Source organism: Shewanella baltica (assembly GCF_900456975.1).
GTDB lineage: Bacteria > Pseudomonadota > Gammaproteobacteria > Enterobacterales > Shewanellaceae > Shewanella > Shewanella baltica.
Map to the genome: position 1 here is coordinate 325,945 of NZ_UGYM01000002.1, position 18,687 is coordinate 344,631.

Consider the following 18,687-nt stretch of genomic DNA (forward strand, 5'->3'; position numbering starts at 1 on the left):
CAATTCTGGGCGTAAAGATTGTGAGCCATGGCATTAGTGCTGCGCCGCTTAATTGCCAATACACCGCGATTGCCTTATTTTAGGGGCACTATTTTTAGGTCATGATTTTAAAATCACTTTTTACAGTGCTTTTTTAAGGTCTGTGGCCCTCTTGGATTGTTTTCTCTTTGTCCTGTAGAAGGCTTCTGCAGCTTAGATAAGACGCTCCCGTTTGCATAAGGAATGAAATGGCAAGCTTGATTCGTATTGTGCTGATTGATACGCACCTTCCGGGCGTTGTGGAACTCGCCCTCAATGGCCATACCAACATTTGTGGTACTAACGCCTCAGGTAAGACGACATTACAACGTCTAGTCCCTGTTTTTTATGGCGAATACCCAAGCCGCGTGGTGCCTTCGACCCGCGACAGTTTCGAGCGTTGGTATTTGCCACACGATTCAAGCTACATCATTTACGAATATCAAAAAGCCGATGGCTTACTGTATCAAGCCGTGCTGGCCTCGGCGGGCGATGGCAAGGGCGTTAATTATCGCTTTATCGCCAAAGGTTTTGAGCTAAGCGATTATATTAAATCGCAAAATGGCGACACTATTCTGTGCCACACCATGGCGGAATTAGGCCGTGATTTAAAACGTGCCGGCATCGCCACCACTAACTTGCTCAACACCCGCGAATATCGCGCCATTATTCAAAACGATCGCACCCTATTAAGCACGGGCAGCAACCGCAGCGAACTGCGCGGCTATGCCCGTCAATTTGCCCTGTGTGAGGACGAGCATTCCCTGCGCCACATCGAAAAACTCGCCAAAGCGGTGCACTCCAAAGAAGGCAAGATGGAGACGGTCAAATCCATGATCGCCGCTATTTTGGAGGAAGACGGGGTTAATCCGCCCAGCTCTCGCTTAAATCCGCAGCGCGTTGAAGCGTGGATCCGTGAAAGCCAACTTATCCAAGGGTTTGAAGTCATTCGCCCTGAGTTTGAAAAACTCGAGCAAGAATTTAACCAACTGCTCAGCGCCGAACTGCGCTTATCAAGCTTGTCCCGTGGTTATCGTAACGATGAAACCTTAGAAGCCGATCGCCAAGATATTCAGCAAACCTTATCTAAAGAGCTGAATTTAAAACTCAGATTGCTCGACGATGAATGGAAAGAGCAGCGCGATGAGCTCAACCTCGATTTATCGGCCGCCAAAGGCGATGTGGCCAAGTGCGAGTACGAACTCGATGCCATTGAAGATCAGCACAGCGCCTTTTTAGATGCCAACATAGAGCAAGCTAAGGCCGATCTCGAGATGCTGCCGAACTGGCGCACCGATGTTGAAAACTTAAGTGAACGCCATAAGCTGCAAACCGAGAAGCACCAAGATATCGAGGCGGCCTACAATGCCCGTCGCAGTAAGATTGGCGAGCAGCTAAACCGCGAGTTAGAGGGGCTGCATAGCGACCAAGACAAGCAGCGCGAAGCCCGCGATAAGCAACGCGAAGTCGCGCGCACCGATATTGACGCCTTAGAGCTGCAATGGCGCAACCAAATGGATGCGGGTAAGGCCAGCTTTAGCGAGCAGGAATACCAATTCAAACTCACTGCCGCCGAGCTTAAATTACGAGTCGACGGCGTGACTTACACCGAAGAAGAAAAGCTGAGTCTCGCGATTTTCGACGAACGTATTCACCGCGCCGATGAAGAACAAGAAAGCTGCAATGCCAAGGTTGAGCGCTTAAGCAGCGATGAGCGCAAGCTTAGAGCCAAACGCGACCAAGCCAACGAAGCCTTGCGTATCGCCACCTTAAGGGTGAACGAGCGTCAAACTGCGCTGGATGAACTGCACCATATGCTGTTCCCGCAATCCCATACCCTTTTGGAGTTTCTGCGTAAGGAAGCCCAGGGTTGGGAGCAAAGTTTAGGTAAAGTGATCGCGCCTGAACTACTGCATCGCACTGATTTACATCCAAGCTTAGTGACTGAATCGAGCGAAGCTTTCTTTGGCGTACATTTAGATCTTAAAGCGATCGATGTGCCTGAATATGCCGCCTCCGAGCAAGAGCTGCGGATTCGGTTAAGCAAAGCCGAAGAAGCTCACACTAGCGCCCAAGAAATGCAGGCCGAGGCCGAATCTCAGCTAGTGGCGATTAATGGCGAGTTGGATAATCTCAGCCGTGAACTCACTTTTGCCCGCACAGCGTATAAAAATAGCCGTGACGATCTGCGTCGTCTGTTCGATGAAAAGCGCAGTGAGCAAGATAAAATCAACAAAGCATTGAGCGATCGCAAAGCCCATGCGGGACAAAGACTGACCCAGTTGGATGGCGAGCTGAAACAGCTTAAACATCAGCACGAACTCTGGCTCGAAGAGCAAAAAGAGCAAGCGCTCGAAGCGCGCATGGAAAAACAAGCCTATTGGCAGGAAGTGATCGGCGCGCTCGACAATCAACTCGGCCAAATTAAAGCGACCATTGAAGGCCGCCGTGAAAGTGCCAAAATCGAGCAGAAAGCCTGCGAGACGTGGTACAAAAACGAGCTTAAATCCCGTGGTGTGGATGAGGATAATATCCTCAAACTCAAGCAACAAATTCGCGAGTTAGAAACCCAAATCAGCCGCGCTGAGCAGCGTCGCAGCGACGTACTGCGTTTCGATGATTGGTATCAACATACTTGGCTTGCGCGCAAACCTAAACTGCAAACTCAGCTTGCCGATGTGAAGCGCGCGGTATCGGAAATCGATCAACAGCTAAAGGCGAAAACCTTAGATGTGAAGACTCGCCGTCAACAACTTGAAACCGAACGTAAAGCGTCCGATGCGGCGCAGGTTGAAGCCTCAGAAAACTTAACGAAGTTACGTGCAGTAATGCGTAAACTCGCCGAGCTTAAGTTGCCGACCAATAACGAAGAAGCCCAAGGCAGCCTAGGCGAGCGTCTTCGCCAAGGTGAAGATTTGCTGCTGAAACGCGATTACTTGATGGGGTCAGTGAAGCAATATGTGGAGCATTTCGACTCAGTGATCGCCAGCAAGTCAGGTTCGGGCCTTGCGGAAACCTGGGAGCGTGCCCGTGAGGAATCGAGCTTTATCAACGACAAAGGCATTCGTCTGTTGGATTACCGCAAGTTAGTGCCACAGCTTGAGCAATTGCTGAACGTGATAGTGCCGCAGTCGATTACTGCGCTGCGTGAGCAAGGACGAATTTTTGGTGTCGACTTAACTGCCTTCTACGATGTATTAGCCGATATCGACCGTCGCATCGCGTCCCAAAGTGCGCGTATTACCCGCGAAGTGGGTGAAGAGTTATTCCTTGAGGGCGTGTCTGAATCGGCGGTACGTATTCGTTCGCGCATCAGCGAGTTAGAGTTCTGGCCTGAGCTTGAGCAGTTCGTCAAAGCCTTTAAACATTGGAAAGCCGATGGCTTTAATGGCTTGCCCGATGAGGATTACACCAACAGCATGCGCCGCGCCTTAGACATTATCGGCCGCGCCGCGTTAACTGGGGGCATCTCTAAGTTGCTGGAAATCGAGCTGCGCCTTAAAGAAGGTAACAGCGACTTAATTATCCGCACCGACAGACAGCTTAACGAATCCTCAAGCCATGGTATGGCGTATCTGATTTTGTGTAAGTTCCTGTTGGCATTCACGCGCTTGCTGCGTGGCCGCGCCGATGTGACCATTCACTGGCCAATTGATGAGTTGGGCACTTTGCACCATACCAACGTGAAGAAGATTTTCGACGCCTGCGAAAATAACAATATTTGTGTGCTGGGCGCCTTCCCGAACCCTGAGTCTGAGGTGCTGAACTTGTTCGCCAACCGTTACATTATCAACAAACAAACTAAGAAGTTGCAGGTGGTAAAACCTAAGGTCAACCCAATAGCAGACATGTTGAACAAGCGTTTGTCGAAGGAGGCCATCTAATGAGTGATGCAACCCAAACCGTATTAGTTGGCACTGGCGCTTTGATTGAGCTGTTACTCAAGGGCGAGTTTATTTGCCGCACCACCAATGAAGAAGGCTGGCGCGCCCTTAAAAATAGTAGCACCCGCGAGCGGGTCGAAGCCTATTTAAACCAGATTAACCGTACCGTGGCGTCCGCCGCCGAAGGTGATGTGTTCTTCTGCGGTTATTTGCAGCTCGGCGATAGCGAACGCAAAGTGATTTCATCGCAGTTTAAAGATATCTGTCAGGCATTGATCCCGCTGGTGGAATGGCTGGTATTAGTGCAAGAAGCTAGTGGTCAAGATGCGCCACTGAGCGAAGGCGCGCCCGTGCGTTTGACTGAGCTGCAAAGTCGCATCGAAGACACGCCGGCGTTTCGTGAACAGCTAGCCAAGCTCAGCCAATATCGTTTATTTGGCTCGACCAGTACCAACAGCGATGCGCAAATCAAGTTAGTCTTCAAACGCTTAGTCGAACTCGGCTATTTAGTACGCCCCAATGCGGAGAAGCAAATCTATATCGCCACGGGCAAGCTGGATTATTTGTATGAAGTCATTCGGTTTATCGACGAAACCGAAGGCCTAAGCCTAGAAGCGCAGGCAGAAACGGCGACTCAGCGGGACTTAATCTAATGTTGGCACGATTAAACCTAGGTAAAAGCTGCGACCAAGGAGGCCGTGATGAGCAGTAACTTACATCAGGCGGGGGTTAAGCTGCTCAAGCAGTTAGGTCGCCATGCTGACATCATTATGGACGCCTATTTGGCGGGTTCTCTTAACGAGGATGCCCACGATCCAAGCGTGGTTGAAAAGCTCAAACAGGCCGGCATTTTGTGGCGGCCAGAGCCAGATCAGGAGCTGCGGCTTAAGCGTTCTGTTCGTGCCTTGCTCGAAGAAGGTTTAAGTGACGAGCGTAATCGCCAAATCGACTCTAACGTCGGCTCGGCTCTCGCGACCATTAAAACCTTGGCCGACCATTACAAAGAAGCCCGTCACAGCTCAGATTACAGCGCTGCTGAAGCCTATTTGTCGGATTTGAGCGAGCATGTTTATAGCTTTGCCGACAGTCTGCGTTATTCGATTCGTGTGCTCTGGGGCCGGATCAATAACGAGTTCGGTTATGTCGGTACGATCAACGCAAAGATCCGCGAAAACGAATTAGCCCAAAGCCAAGTCTCTGAATTGCTTAATGGCTTAGAGATGTTCCAGTTTAGTGAGCTTGGCGAAATCGCCGGCGATATCCGAGAGCTGCGCAAACTCTTAGTGACGACTTTGCAAGAAACCATGAGCGACTGCGCCCAGGAACTGAGCGTAGTGCAGGGGCGTTTACTCGAACTCTTAGGTCGCTTTAGGCAAATCCGTGGCCGTACCCGTTTGCTTAAGGGCTGGTTACTCTACACTGACTTGCATCCGGATTATCGTCCTGCGGACCATGTATCCCACAAGGAAATTCCGAGTCTATTCAATCGCGCCGAAATCTTGCTCGCGCCTGCTGCGGTAGATGTGCACAACGCCAGCCAAGAGTTGGAGTTGATGGGCATAGTCGCGCATATCAAGGCCATCAGCCGTCATCCTGTGATTGAAGCGGTACGTGAGCGAGATGCGTCCGTGTCACTCACCCAAAGTGAAGATTTTGATGTGCCGGATAATCCACTTAAACAGGCGGTGGATGAGTATTTTGTCGATGTAATTGAGTCTGGCCTGCGCCAATCTGCGCTGGAATATCTGGTGGATAAGGCATTGCCTTGGGAAGCCGAGAGCTGGATTTATCAAGTGATTGGCGGCTACGAAGGCCTACCCGATGAACACAAAGCTTACTTTGAGCTTGAGCCATTAGGTGAGCCGCATCCCATCTATAGCGGTAACTTTATCATTCGCGATGTTGAGTTATGGCTCGCCTAGGCCAGCAACAACTGCAGCTGTTGGAGAAGGCTTTTATTAAGCGTTCTCCAAAGGTTAAGCTCACGGCTAACTGGCGCGCGATTTACCGCGAGTTAGAAGTGGGTGAGTTAGACGAGTCTGAAAAGCATTTGTGCTTTGCGCCCCGAGATTTTGATCTGTTAAGGCAAGGCGTGTTGGCGCTAATGGGACTTGATCTCCGGGATCTGGATTTCAACGTCGATCGCATGGCGATGTCCGCCAAAAGTCATAATGAGAAGCTAGCCAAGATCCGCCCAGAAGCCGAGTATGTGTTACTCAAGTTTCTGGGCTTTCAATCGCCACCTGTTGCAATATCCGCTTTATCCTCGCTGCGTATTTCTTTGGATGAAGCACAAAAGCATTGCCGTGAACTTCATGTCGCAGCCATCTTAGTGGTTGAAAACTTGGATGTGTTTGATGTTATCCATCAAGCGCGTTTACCTGAGGATCTAACGAACCTCATGGTTATTTACCGTGGCAGCGGTCATCATTCACCGCTTGGTGTGCGGCATTTTTTGCAAGCTATGGCAGGCGAGCTGCCGATTATCGCCTTTACCGACTTAGATCCCGCAGGGCTGCAAATCGCCCATACCTTAATGGGGGTGACCCATTGCCTTGTGCCGCAACTTGCGCTGACGGCTGCTGCCGAGTTGTTGGGCATTGGGCAAATTAATTCAACCTATGATTTCGACAAGCAAGCGAAACAGACCAAATATCTTCAGCATGCCGATTTAAAGCGTTGGCAAGAATTAGCTTTTTGGTTAACTCAACACAGTATTAGCATCAAACAGCAACACCTGCTAGCTCACGGGCTTGAACTAGTGTTAGTGCCATATATTTAGCCATCACGCATGCCATCTCTCTGCGTTAGTGTAATTATCTAGTTTTAAATTCTTTTATAAGTTTAATTTTAGTCATTAAGACTGAGGTTGATTTTCTAATTGTTTTTAATATGTTTGCATTGTGATTTATTGGTTTTCATTCTGTTTAAATATGCTGTTTTAAATAAGTCTTTAGTCTGCTCATTGATTGAGCATAATTATTATTTGTCATTTAAAATCAATTTATTACTAATTTTCCGTGATGCGGTTAGCTTAATTTAAGATGAAAAAGTGAAATTTATTCATTGAATTAACGGCTAGCATGTTTCACTATCCCCTGCCTAAGCCAAAAATGGATTGGCAATTGTGCTCATCATGGAAGATGAATAACAAAAAACTACATTTCTGGGGAAACCACAAGCATGATGAAATCACTTTCGACGCGGATCTTTATAGGTCTGTTTGCGGGTCTTATTTTCGGCACAATAGTGCAGTACTTCTTAAACGATATCGGCTTCTTCTCGGACAATTTGGTCGAGCTTGCTGGCGGCGTTGGCACTATGTTCGTCAATATGATCATGATGCTAGTCGTGCCATTAGTGTTTGTGAGTATTGTTTGTGGTGTCTGTGAGCTGCAAGATCTCAAAAGTTTTGGCCGTTTAGGCGGTAAGACCTTCGGTTTCTATATCATCAATACCTTTGTCGCGATCGCGACGGCATTATTAGTCGTGCTGTTACTCGACCCTGGTAAAGGTGTCGATATGAGCAGTACAGACGGCCTGGCGATTACTGCGACTGAGCTGCCAAGTTTGATGGCACTGGTGATCGACATAGTCCCACGTAACCCTGTAGCGGCCTTTATGTCGGGCAATATGCTGCAAGTGATCTTTATGGCTTTAATGCTTGGTGGCGTGATTAAGTCACTCGGTGAGCATGTCGCTGGCGCAGTGCATGGTTTTCAAACCGCGAATAAAATCATGATGAAGCTGATTTCTGTGGTGATGAGCCTAGCGCCCTACGGTGTATTTGCCTTGATGTTCAAGCTCGGCGCGACCTTAGATGCTGGCGTGTTTATGAGCGTAGTTGAGTACATGGTGCTGATCCTCGCGCTGCTACTACTGTGGATTTTTGTGGTTTACCCAATGGCGGTGGGCATATTTACCCCAATTTCGGCCAAAACCTTCCGCGAGAAGACCCAAGAGCAAGTGTTGTTTTCACTGTCGACCGCAAGCTCGAATGCGACGATTCCTGTGACTATGCGTACCTTAACCGAAAAGTTAGGTGTGAATCGCGCGGTAGCTGGCTTTGGGGTGCCGCTCGGCGCGACCATGAACATGGGCGGCGTGGCGATTTACATCACTATCGCGATTTTCTTTGTCGCTAACGCCTTTGGTATGCCTATCACCTCTGATCAATTGCCTTCGCTGTTATTTAGCATCTTCCTGCTCTCTGTCGGTGCAGGCGGTGTGCCCGGCGGCGGCATGGTAATGATAGGCGTGTTAATCCATCAAATGGGTTTACCGATAGAAGCCTTCGCCATAGTCGCGGCGTTAGATCGCATTATCGATATGGTGCTGACCTCTTGTAACGTGGTAGGTGATGCTGCGGTATTGACCATAGTGGACCAAACCGAAAAAGTGCATCAGGTTGAACTAGCGAAGAGCTAATCTGGACGTTAAGTCATATGCTATAAAAACAAAAAGCCACTGTCATCAGTGGCTTTTTTGTTCATATTGTTCTATTAAATGCTGGCTGAGAAGCCTACTGGACACAATCTTGTTTGAGCTTAGCCACAGCATCGGCAAAGCCTACGGCGACTAAGTCTGAACTAGTATATTTACTAGAGCGAAAAGATACCGCTTCAAGGTGTAATTTTTGAGATTGGAGCTCACCTAAACTTCCCCATAGATCTGGGTTGGCTGTGCCCCCGCTGCTGAAATTCATCAGTGAGCCAGTGCCATGCAATTTCAGCTTAGCCTGTTCGCCACTGGTAATGATGAGTACGCTAGGATCACCATTAAATGCGAAGGATTCCGACATAGTGACATTGATGCTAGGTTGCAGATCTCCAACGGAACAGGCCAAGGTTAATTTGAGATTTTTATCGATAAAATCGATGCTATGACTCTTCAGTGGTATTCCTTCTGCGTTTAGAGTTGAGGCCAAATCTTCCTTGGCATGGGCGTAGCCAATATGGCTGACGAGCATGAGAGCCAGTAACTGTGTTTTCACTTTACTACCTTGCGCTTACAGTAATGTTTACTTACGAATGGATGCGTTAGTGACGAGTTTGTCAAAAGGGTGGCGATTATAGAGTTTTTTGACACTTTTGGGTAAGTATTTTAATAGATTTAAACCGTATGACTGATATCTAAATATTTAACGCAACAAGTTGAAAGAATAGACATTACAAATAGCCGTATTAAGATTTAAATGAGTGCTGATTAACGAGTCAATAAGGTGAAATTAAGTTGGGATGTGTTGAATCAGTCACGCGTTAAATAATGGGGAAATGTTTCTATTAAGCTTGCTTTACGGTTTGACTTTGTTAAAAGCCACTCAAAAGAGTGGCTTTTTAATTTAGCAGAAACGAATGAAACGTTATCTTCGTTTAGGTTTTGCTCTCAAAACCTTCCACAGCGTTAACACCGTGATCGCTCCACTTACTAAGGCTCGAACTTGCTACTTACCAGCGCGGGTCATTTTGTCTAAATAGCCCATGGCAAAGGCTGACAACACAAAGGTGATGTGGATTAATAGGTACCACATGATTTTATCGTTATCGATATTCTTCACATCCATAAAGATTTTCAGCAGATGAATGGATGAAATCGCCACAATAGAAGCGGCGACTTTGTTTTTTAATGAGCCAGAATCTAACTTACCGAGCCAACTGAGCTTCTCACTGTCTTCGCCCACATCTAATTGTGACACGAAGTTTTCATAGCCAGAAAACATCACCATCACGATAAGGCCACCCACTAGGGTTATATCAATCAGCGATAGGGTGACCAGCACCAGATCGACTTCGGTTATCTCAAAAATAATCGGTAGAATATGGAAGATCTCTTGGAAGAATTTAATGCCTAAACCGATTAGGACTAGGCTTAGTCCCAAGTAAATCGGCGCCATAATCCAGCGAGATGCATACATCAATTTTTCAAATATTTGTTCCATATGGAGTAAACCCTTAGTGGTTAAAGCGTAAAAATCGAATCTATGATGCTAAAACAATAACATACTGGGTTAAAGCCGCGCTATCGGCGGATAGTTTTTCAATTCGATAATGGTATGAAACTCTTTATGCGGCCTTGCGGCCGAGGTGGATCAAAGTCGTGGGGCTTCACCCCACACCCGACCAAGGAGGGCTGCTCGTCCTATCCTCCTTGGATGCTCCATGACGCCCCTAGCGAAGTTACATGCATTGATTAGTGGCTTCGTGCTTATTCGAAAATCGCTAACGCTTCCGATGGTACATCCTGTACCCCGAAAGCTAGCTCGGCATATATGGACCCATCCGGTTTGCAAGACATTCGATAGCGATTTTGAGAAGAGTTCATTGCACCCATATATTCGGCCTGTTATTGAGGTATGCCTCTGGCCCTGATGGATATCTGCTTCTACTGTCCTTATCATCCTTGCGGCTTCATTATGAGCCTATACCGAGCTAAGGTTTTCAGTAGATCAGTCTGACTGTCTCATCATCAATTCAAGTGTCTTAGCAACTTGCTGGTTGGTTAATTATTAACGTTTATTGAATCTATTCAGCACTATACTGGAAGTCGATATTCTTCGTCATGCGCCGCGATAACCCATGCCATTCTCGCGAGTTTATTGGCGACGGCTACACAGGCTCGGTTAAAACCTCGGCGTTCTGCTAACTGGATTGCCCAGCAACTAAATTTATCCTGTTTATGACAACTGTGCTGTAACACAGCTCTGGCGCCGTGGATGAACAGGGTACGTAAGTAAGCATTTCCCCGCTTGCTTATTCCAAGGAGGTTATCTTTACCTCCACTGCTGTGTTGCTTGGGAACCAAGCCACACCAAGCTGAAAAGTGTCTACCATTACTGAAATCTTTACCATCACCTGCGGCGGCATAAAAGGCGGTAGCGGTGACTGGACCAATACCTGGGATAGTTTCTAAACGCTGGCAAATCACATTGTTCTTAGTTTCAGTGAGCACTTGAACGTCACAACCCTTAAGCCGTTTTTCTATATCACTAAACTCTTCATATAACTGATAAAAAATGGCCCGACCTTTGGTAGTCAGCGCATTGGTTTCATCCGCTAAAATATCTGGAAACTGTACTTTAAAAGCCGATTTACTTTTGGTTATCACAATGCCGTATTCCGCTAACATCCCTCTGACTTGATTGATTAAGGCGGTTGATTGTTTAGTTAATCGTTCGCGCATGCGGTGGAGCAGTTGCACATCTTGCTGCTCAACGCTTTTGGGTTTTACAAACCGCATGTTGGGTCGCTGCGCAGCTTCAGCGATGGCTAGCGCATCGTTGTAGTCATTTTTATTACCTTGCCGAAAAGGCACCACAAATTGAGGTGCGATTAGCTTGACGTTATGGCCCAACAGCTCAAATTCTCTGGCCCAGTAATTTGCTCCACCACAGGCTTCCATCACAATCAGACACGGCTCAATTTGAGCAAGAAAGGAAAGTAAGTCCTTGCGTCTAAGCATTTTCTTTTTGATTAACTTGCCTGCTTTATCGACACCAACAGCATGAAAAACAGACTTTGCGATATCTAAACCAATTGTAGTAATCTTCATAAGTGGACCCGTCCTCTTTCTGATGAGTTTTAGCGACTACATCGTGGCCCACTGTGAGGCCGATTAAAAGTGGATGGGTCCATTCCATTATCCATGCCTCGCTCACGCTATTTTCTTCAACGCCCTTCAGCAACTTCGCAGGGGAGGTGAACTTCTGTGGCTAGTGTGTGGGCTGAAAATCCTGAAAGGGTTACGCCTGTCCCATTTTTTCGATCTTTCTGGTTTATTTGATATTGGCTTGTTCTCTTCGGTTTTCAATTTCTTTCTCTACTCGCGCTTTCTGAATGTTAAATAAACTATTTGGTAGAGTAAATGAATACGAAAATGCTATAAATGATAGAAATAGAATGACCTGTTCTACAAATACTTTAAAATCAGATAAATAAGGGAGAATGACAAGCCCCCAATGCGTGGTTTTAATGACGTCAAGAGCGTGAGGCACAGCTAGAAGCTTGTAAGAAAATATAGCGAATAACGTCAGAAGATACACATAGAGTAAGTTTTTAGTACTACGAAGTTTCCGAAAAGTATTTTGAGTTGCATTTTCAGCAACACGCCAGGAACCTGTGGGAAGAGAACTAGGATCACCAATGAGTGCTATCACACCTACTAAAAAACCAGCCAAAATAGAATAAATATTAACTAAGACATCAAGGGCTTTATCAGTTAAAAATGGTTGTAAAAGCACAGCAAAAATACCACTGAAAACAATAGTTAGCAGTAAATATATTGTTTTTTTTCTGTACTTTTTCCAGTTACTCATTGCTCTAATATGCCTTCACGCTCATATGCTTCTAACGATTTAACTAGCTTAAGCCACATTTTATCTCTATCAACGGACTTACCGTGTCGTTTTACCTTTACTGTATGTTTTAAGACTGTATCTTCATTAGTAAGTTTAGTACCGCTCTTGGTTGTTATCACATATCCGCCAACATTGGTTGAAGCCAATAACTTAGCTGTATTTTTCGCGTGTTCTTGACCAATATCAGCATCATTACCAGATGTTCGACCATCATGAGAAATTACAACCTTAGCATTTAATCCTTCTTTTTCGAGGATTTCAGCATCAGTGTCGTCATCTCTCAATACATCTAAAACACCTTTTACCATTTTGGTGATTTTTTGTAATTTTCCTGAAACTTTCTCTTTAGGATCAATACGTTTAATGTACTCTAAAGTGGAAAGATATGACACCGCATTGACAACTATATTGCTAACACCTTCATCTTCAATTGTCTTGACTACATCAATATCCGCAACCTGCTGTATGTCCATTACATTTGATTCTTTTACGTAACCGCCTTTTTCTATCAATGATGATAAAAATCCATTAATAACACTTGCTCTAAAAGTTGCAGCAGGGCTCATGATTAAGTGATTACCAAAAATACAAACGAATCCTTCACCATCGAGAAACTCTTGATCAATAGGAGCATCATAAGTACCAGCTTCAAGCTCTGCACTTGCTTTTGATGGTTTATTGATACTTCATACAGACCCACAGAGAAAAGAGTACAATCCCTATTTCCATAACTTAGTTTAGCCTTACGGCTAGATAGCTTCATGCCAACGACAGAACGTTCTTCTCCTATATAAAAAGTACGTTCTTCAGTTGAGTTCAGTTTTAGCCAAGCGGACTTCGTCATTGTTTCAAGTGTATCTTTAACAGCAGCACCTTCAATTTTGGCGAATTCACAACGAAAATAGTAAACAGTTCTGTTCTTCGGTTTCTCTTTCTTTAGGGTCATATAAGATCACTTAAATTAATGTAAATACAACACTTATCAATGGGGTCTAAAACCATAAATTCAATAAGGATATGTTAGTTTTTTAGCTAGCACTTAACATTTATGGCTCTATATGTATTAGTTTCATTCGAATAATCAAAGTTAGCACTATAAATCATTAAAAAAACAATAAGATAAATATAATGGCGGGCAGGCATGAATCTCTGCTTATTATATTTATCATAGACCTACCTTTATTCTAAATAATGTAATTTAAACAAATATTAGCCTGCGCTTAAATCACCTGTGAGCTATGACTGCAATCTTGGCAGGTGAGGGTATAGCTCTGGCTGCGTTTTTGTATTTTGATATTTTTGCTTTGGCACTGTGGGCAGGCTTGTTTCATTGGCGTGTTTTTAGTGCATTGGTTGCATTTGATGTAGTAACCAAACTTACCGTACATTGGGGTGTAGTTTGTTGATTCTCCACAATGTTTACAGCTAAGAATGCTGTGTGTGGCAGATTGAGTTATTGGTTGGGTTATGACTTCAACTGCTTTGTTAACTTCAAAGTGTGCAACAGGCTCATTGATTTGTTGTGTTTGCGCGAGCGTTATTTCACTCGTTGATTTATGTGGGTCTATATGTTGATCGATTAAGAAATTGGCAATGGAATTGAGTTCTTGTTGATTAAAGTCGGGGCGGGTGTCGCTTACATTTATAATGCGCATGAACTTACTTTTTAGATTCATGATCTTATCAAGTTTATCGACTAAAAACTCTGTTTTAACTAACAACTCAGAAATGGCCGTTGGCATAGTATCTCTGTTGATTACCGCATCGCTTGATACTGCGCACACATGGCCCCAGCAACGCATGCCAAAACTTTGTTGTCTTATACCAAGTAATTTTCCTAGAATTTCTCTTCTATGCTGCTTTAGCATTTCTTTAAGCAGTGCTTGTTGTAGTTCAACTTGCTTGATAGGAGACGGCATACCAAACCATTTACTTCCGTGACTGCGCGTCCACTCACCCTGTTGATTGACTTCCACATGGCCTTTTATGCTCTTGGATTCAATTAGCACAAAACCGTAGGTGTAGATAATTAAGTGATCAATTTGCGCGGTTTCGTCATTAAAGGTGAATCGAAAATCATTGATGACCAACACTTGTGGATGATCTTTGAAGGCGCGGCGTAAATAGAAGGCAACATCCTGTTCTTGTTTTTGACCCGCGATAGCCTGTGGTGTTTGGGTATTTTGAAGTGATTTGGTTTTTAGAATCATTTATCAACAGCATCCATTCATAACTTGATAATAATCAGCCTCATAATACCCACTTTGCCGTTCAAAGATAAAGACAAAAATAGCTGAACGTTAAAGCTGGTACAAGCATAAATCTTTGGGGATTAATAGTTCGTACAGTAGCTACAGAAGTTCACCTTCCCCTGCGAAGTTGCTGAAGGGCGTTGAAGGAAATAGCGTGATGCAGACAGGACGTCTGCGTAGCTTTCGGGGGGAAGGGACGCCCCATCGGAAGCGTTAGCTATTTTCGAATAAGCACTAAGCCAGTCTCTAATGCATGTAACTTCGCAAGGGGCGGCAAGGGAGATCCAAGAGGGAATTGCTGTTGATCCCCTCTTGGTCGGGTGTGGGTTGAAGAACCACGACTTTGATTCACCTCGGCCGTTAGGCCGCATAAACTCCAAATGTGAAACTCATCGCTAAAACTTTACAGATCCCTGATTTCGCAATCACAACTCAAAATGTCGCATTCTGCGACAATAAAAAAGCCACTGTGGTCAGTGGCTTTTATCATAAAAATCAGGAAGCTAAGCGATTCTGCTTACTCTATATTTGGTTCTTCACTGTAATCAATACCGTGATAGCTCAGGCAAGCGTCGACTTCATTGCTGCTGCCTAGGATGACGGCAACACGTTGGTGAATATGCGTTGGAGTAATGTCTAAAATAGTTTCGTAACCCGTTGAGGCTTTACCGCCAGCTTGCTCGACTAAGAAAGCCATTGGATTGGCTTCGTACATCAAGCGCAGTTTGTACGGTTTTTTAGGATCTTTATTGTCGGTTGGGTAGGTGAAAATACCGCCACGCGATAGCACGCGGTGTACGTCGCCGACCATGGCCGCAATCCAGCGCATGTTGAATGATTTTTCGCGTGGGCCAATTTTACCGAGTAGTAAATCGGCAACATAGGTTTGCATTGGGGCTTCCCAAAAACGTTGGTTCGACATGTTAATGGCAAACTCTTGGGTATCTGGGCTAATGCTCATGGCGGCGTTAGTCAGTAAAAACTCATTGGTTTCTGGGTGCAAAGTAAACAGTTGCACGCCTTGGCCAGTGGTTAATGCCAGCATGGTCGATGGACCATAAAGTACATAACCTGCGGCTAATTGCGCACGGCCAGATTGTAAAAAGCTGGTTTCAGTCAACTCGCCAGCAGGGGCGGGCAGGATAGAGAAAATCGTGCCGACTAACGAGTTGATATCAATATTAGATGAGCCATCTAGCGGATCGAAACACACCAGATATTGACCATTTTGGCTGACTTCAACCACATGATCTTCTTCTTCCGACGCTAAACCGCGCACTGTACCGTCAGCTTTTAATGCATCTTTGAGCATGTCGTTGGTGATGATATCCAGTTTTTTCTGGGTTTCACCTTGGACGTTTTCTTGCTCAGTCGCGCCTAACACGCCTGCAAGCGCACCGTGGCGAACGGCATGGCTAATGGCTTTTGAGGTGTCGGCTAAGGTTAAAATCAGGTGGGAAAGGGAGTCGTTCACTGCCTGTGAGGTCAGGTGCTGGGCCAGAGTCTGCATGTTATGTCCTTTAGAGGTTCAACAATGAGGTCAATTTCGTTATTTGCCGCGAATGATAACTCAGTTAGTCGACAATTTCAGCGATGTTGCTGATGCTTTTAGCGAATATTAGGGCTTTTAGGGATTATTTGGACTGAGTCTACGAGATGATCCTAATTTGTATCGGCATATTGCATGCTATTTCTATTTGGGGTTTGCCTCTGGCACAATGTCGGCTTGTTTTTAATCGCTGACATCTTAGGCGATTATACTTCCAAGGAATAATAATGATTAAAAATAAGTTAACTTGGTTCCCTGCGGGCTCGCTTAAGGTGCGCGCCGTTCCCTTACTGATAGCGAGCCAAATTGCCATGATTTCGACAGCTATGATTTCAGCAACGACCCCTGCTTTGGCAATGGAAGGTGGCAAACAGCCACTGACGATTGAGCGAATGAATGCCTCGCCTGCCTTAGCGGGCACCAGTCCCCGTGGTTTGAAATTGTCCCCCGATGGCCTGCGGGTTACCTATCTTGCTGGCCGTAAAGATAATCAAAGTTTTTATGATCTCTGGCAGATGGATGTCAAAACCGGTGAGTCGAGCCTGCTATTAAATGCCGATAAACTCGCGACCAATGAATTATCCGATGAAGAAAAAGCCCGCCGCGAGCGCCAACGTATTTATGGCGAAGGCATTATGGAGTACTTCTGGGCCGATGATAGCCAAGCGCTATTAATCCCCGCTGCTGGGAATCTGTATTACTTCTCCCTTGCCGACAAGAGCGTGACTCAATTGCCGATTGGTGAAGGGTTCGCTACAGATGCACGTCTATCGCCTAAGGGCAATTTTGTATCTTTCGTGCGGGATCAAAATCTGTATGTGTTAGATCTGGCGAGCAAAAAACTTGAGGCTATGACCACAGATGGCGGCGGGGCGATTAAAAATGCCATGGCCGAGTTTGTCGCTCAAGAAGAAATGGATCGCATGACTGGCTACTGGTGGGCGCCCGATGAATCGGCCATCGCCTTTACCCGTATCGATGAATCTGCGGTCGAGCAAGTGACCCGTAACGAGATCTATGCCGATGGTATAAAGCTTACTGAGCAGCGTTATCCCTATGCCGGCAAAAACAACGTCGACATCGCATTAGCTGTGGTCACGCTAAAAGATAAGGCGATTAATTGGGTAACCTTAAGTGATGATAAAAATAAGGATATTTACCTGCCGCGGGTCGATTGGTTGCCGGGTAGCAAACACCTGTCGTTTCAGTGGCAGAGCCGCGATCAGCACCAGCTCGATTTACAGTTAGTGGCGTTAGATGCGCTGACTAAACCAAAAACCTTAGTGAAAGAACGCAGCGATGCTTGGGTAAACCTTAATAACGATCTGCATTTCTTAAAGCAACAGTCGGCCTTTATTTGGGCGTCTGAGCGTGATGGTTTTAATCATCTGTATCTGTTTGACCTAAAAGGCAAACTCAAAACGCAATTGACTAAGGGCGAGTGGGCTGTCGATGAGTTGGAATACATAGATGAAACCGCAGGCTGGGTGTATTTCACCGGCCGTAAAGACACGCCAATTGAAAAACAGCTTTATCGCGTGCCTTTAGCGGGCGGCAAGGTTGAGCGCGTGAGCAAGCAAGCGGGGATGCACAATCCTGTTTTCGCCGATAATCAGAGCGTATATCTGGATTATTTCAATAGCTTATCTCAGCCACCGCAAATCAGTTTACACGGTGACAAGGGCCAGCAACTGGCTTGGGTCGAGCAAAATGCGGTCAAGCAAGGTCATCCTTTATATGACTATGCGGGGCTGTGGCAAATCCCTGAATTTGGTGAACTGAAAGCCGAAGATGGCCAAGTGCTGCAAACCCGTTTATTCAAACCCGTTCCCTTCGATGCAAGCAAGAAATACCCTGTCGTAGTGCGGGTTTATGGTGGGCCGCACGCCCAGTTAGTGACTAATAGTTGGAGCGAGCAGGACTACTTTACCCAGTATCTGGTGCAACAAGGGTATGTGGTATTCCAATTAGATAACCGCGGCAGCGCCCACAGAGGCACTCGGTTTGAGCAGGTGATTTACCGTCACTTGGGCGAAGCTGAAGTGAATGATCAAAAAGTGGGGGTGGAGTATCTGCGTAGCTTAGCCTTTGTCGATGCCGATAATGTGGCGATTTACGGCCACAGCTACGGCGGTTATATGGCTTTGATGAGTTTATTTAAGGCGCCAGATTACTTTAAAGCCGCGATTTCGGGCGCACCTGTGACCGACTGGCGCTTGTATGACACCCATTATACTGAGCGTTATTTAGGTCATCCCGAAGGTAATGAAAAGGGTTATGAAGCCAGTAGCGTGTTCCCTTACGTGAAAAACTATCAAGCGGGTCTATTGATGTATCACGGCATGGCTGACGATAACGTCTTGTTTGAAAACAGCACTCGGGTTTATAAAGCGCTGCAGGATGAAGGTAAATTATTCCAGATGATCGATTATCCGGGATCTAAACATTCGATGCGTGGCGAGAAAGTGCGTAATCACTTATACCGCTCATTAGCGGATTTCCTCGATAGACAGCTGAAAAGCGCTAAGTAGCGCGAGATAGAGAGCGGGCCTGCTTGCGTATGCTGCTATGCCATACGTATACCTTGTAGGCTCGCTCCTTGTTTAGCTCTTACATCACTCGCTCTCATTA

14 protein-coding genes are annotated in these 18,687 nt (G+C 45.9%); 6 read left to right on the plus strand and 8 right to left on the minus strand.

The window, feature by feature from the left end:
• The first annotated feature begins 227 nt into the window (after positions 1-227).
• The 5 genes from DYH48_RS01470 to DYH48_RS01490 all read left to right on the plus strand — a co-directional run bounded on the left by DYH48_RS01470 (position 228) and on the right by DYH48_RS01490 (position 8,330).
• Positions 228-3,902, plus strand: coding sequence for an ATP-binding protein (locus DYH48_RS01470; RefSeq protein ID WP_115333855.1), 3,675 nt, complete (start codon positions 228-230; stop codon positions 3,900-3,902).
• Positions 3,902-4,555, plus strand: a complete 654-nt coding sequence (locus DYH48_RS01475; protein ID WP_006080105.1) for a hypothetical protein — start codon at positions 3,902-3,904, stop codon at positions 4,553-4,555. The genes DYH48_RS01470 and DYH48_RS01475 overlap by 1 nt, the downstream gene beginning before the upstream one ends.
• Positions 4,556-4,603: 48 nt before the next feature.
• Positions 4,604-5,824, plus strand: coding sequence for a hypothetical protein (locus DYH48_RS01480; RefSeq protein ID WP_011845750.1), 1,221 nt, complete (start codon positions 4,604-4,606; stop codon positions 5,822-5,824).
• Complete coding sequence (locus DYH48_RS01485) at positions 5,812-6,684, plus strand: DUF7281 domain-containing protein (RefSeq protein ID WP_115333856.1); 873 nt, start codon at positions 5,812-5,814, stop codon at positions 6,682-6,684. Before DYH48_RS01480 ends, DYH48_RS01485 begins: the two co-directional genes overlap by 13 nt.
• A 401-nt stretch (positions 6,685-7,085) precedes the next feature.
• Positions 7,086-8,330 (plus strand): dicarboxylate/amino acid:cation symporter, encoded by a 1,245-nt coding sequence (locus tag DYH48_RS01490; RefSeq protein WP_115333857.1) that lies wholly within the window; start codon positions 7,086-7,088, stop codon positions 8,328-8,330.
• Positions 8,331-8,424: 94 nt separating this feature from the next.
• Here the strand turns inward: DYH48_RS01490 and DYH48_RS01495 are convergent, their stop codons facing one another.
• From DYH48_RS01495 to DYH48_RS01530, 8 genes are all read right to left on the minus strand, one after another.
• Complete coding sequence (locus tag DYH48_RS01495; protein WP_115333858.1) at positions 8,425-8,895, minus strand: hypothetical protein; 471 nt, start codon at positions 8,893-8,895, stop codon at positions 8,425-8,427.
• Between the two features lie 450 nt (positions 8,896-9,345).
• Positions 9,346-9,840, minus strand: a complete 495-nt coding sequence (locus tag DYH48_RS01500) for a TIGR00645 family protein (protein ID WP_006084177.1) — start codon at positions 9,838-9,840, stop codon at positions 9,346-9,348.
• Positions 9,841-10,433: 593 nt separating this feature from the next.
• Positions 10,434-11,450 (minus strand): IS110-like element ISSba19 family transposase, encoded by a 1,017-nt coding sequence (locus DYH48_RS01505; RefSeq protein ID WP_115333859.1) that lies wholly within the window; start codon positions 11,448-11,450, stop codon positions 10,434-10,436.
• 223 nt (positions 11,451-11,673) lie between these two features.
• Entirely contained in the window at positions 11,674-12,213 is a 540-nt protein-coding gene (locus DYH48_RS01510) for a hypothetical protein (protein ID WP_115333860.1), read from the minus strand.
• The gene (locus DYH48_RS01515) at positions 12,210-12,821 is read right to left on the minus strand and encodes a hypothetical protein (RefSeq protein ID WP_115333861.1); all 612 of its coding nucleotides are present in this window, start codon (positions 12,819-12,821) and stop codon (positions 12,210-12,212) included. The genes DYH48_RS01510 and DYH48_RS01515 overlap by 4 nt, the downstream gene beginning before the upstream one ends.
• Positions 12,822-12,823: 2 nt before the next feature.
• Positions 12,824-13,201, minus strand: coding sequence for a hypothetical protein (locus DYH48_RS01520; RefSeq protein WP_115333862.1), 378 nt, complete (start codon positions 13,199-13,201; stop codon positions 12,824-12,826).
• A 274-nt stretch (positions 13,202-13,475) separates the two neighbouring features.
• On the minus strand, positions 13,476-14,465 hold the full coding sequence (locus DYH48_RS01525; protein ID WP_115333863.1) for a nuclease-related domain-containing protein: 990 nt from the start codon (positions 14,463-14,465) through the stop codon (positions 13,476-13,478).
• A gap of 559 nt (positions 14,466-15,024) precedes the next feature.
• Positions 15,025-16,017: a class 1 fructose-bisphosphatase gene (locus DYH48_RS01530; protein WP_115333864.1), complete on the minus strand. Its 993-nt coding sequence runs from the start codon at positions 16,015-16,017 to the stop codon at positions 15,025-15,027.
• A 266-nt stretch (positions 16,018-16,283) separates the two neighbouring features.
• Between DYH48_RS01530 and DYH48_RS01535 the strand changes: the two genes are divergently transcribed.
• Positions 16,284-18,587 carry a S9 family peptidase gene (locus DYH48_RS01535; protein WP_115333865.1) on the plus strand — a complete coding sequence of 768 codons (2,304 nt, stop codon included), beginning with the start codon at positions 16,284-16,286 and terminating at the stop codon, positions 18,585-18,587.
• Positions 18,588-18,687: the final 100 nt, after the last annotated feature.